The sequence below is a fragment of the Brachyspira catarrhinii genome (assembly GCF_005518285.1).
Classification (GTDB): Bacteria; Spirochaetota; Brachyspiria; order Brachyspirales; family Brachyspiraceae; genus Brachyspira; species Brachyspira catarrhinii.
On sequence record NZ_SJDU01000677.1, the window covers coordinates 1 to 726 of the forward strand.

Genomic DNA, 726 nt, shown 5'->3' on the forward strand with positions numbered 1-726 from the left:
TATTTATTAATTAAGATTATAATATCCGTAACCTGATTTACCAAGATCATTCATATTAACATTATCATGCTCAAATATATATTCAACATCTGATATTTCTCCTGTATTATAATCCCGCTCAGGAGTTTTTTCTGAAAAGTTAGTAAGATAAAAATTAATTGTATTATTATTTTCAACTATATTAAATTTATAATAATTAACATATTGATAGCTAGTAGAATAACGAGCTATTTCAAATTCAAGCATATTATTAGTAATATTAGAAGATATATAATCTATTTCTGAAGATGCACTAATGGGATAAAAAGCAGAAACAAAATCTGCCTTATTATTATTTAGTTTCCATATACTTATATAAACATAATCCTCCGAATCTTGTTTTTCATAAAAACTTTCATCATCAATATTAAAAGTATATACACTAGAAATATAATATTTATTTCCATTTATGTTAATTATATCATTATATTTATTTGTATATACTTTATAAGCATCTAAAGTTTTTATAACATATTTATCTATATTAGTGTAACTATTATTTTTTATATCAATAGAAGCAAAACCTATTACTTCTGTTTTTGTATTTTCGTATTTTGTTTTTTTATCAGATTTTGTATTAGCGGCACATAATATAAGCATAACAATAGAAAACATAATTACCAAAATAAATTTATTCATTTAAAATATCCTCAATACTCACTTTTTCAACACAAGGTTTTCCAATAG

The 726-nt window shown here is 21.6% G+C and carries 1 protein-coding gene; it reads right to left on the minus strand.

The annotated features are described in order from the left end of the window. Nucleotides 1–6: 6 nt before the first annotated feature. A complete protein-coding gene (locus EZH24_RS13030) occupies nt 7–678 on the minus strand; it encodes a hypothetical protein (RefSeq protein ID WP_137999446.1) in 672 nt (223 codons plus the stop codon). Nucleotides 679–726: the final 48 nt, after the last annotated feature.

What these genes read in the sequence shown, in the direction of transcription:
- EZH24_RS13030 (WP_137999446.1), bottom strand. Translation starts at nt 678, where the DNA reads ATGAATAAATTTATTTTGGTAATTATGTTTTCTATTGTTATGCTTATA.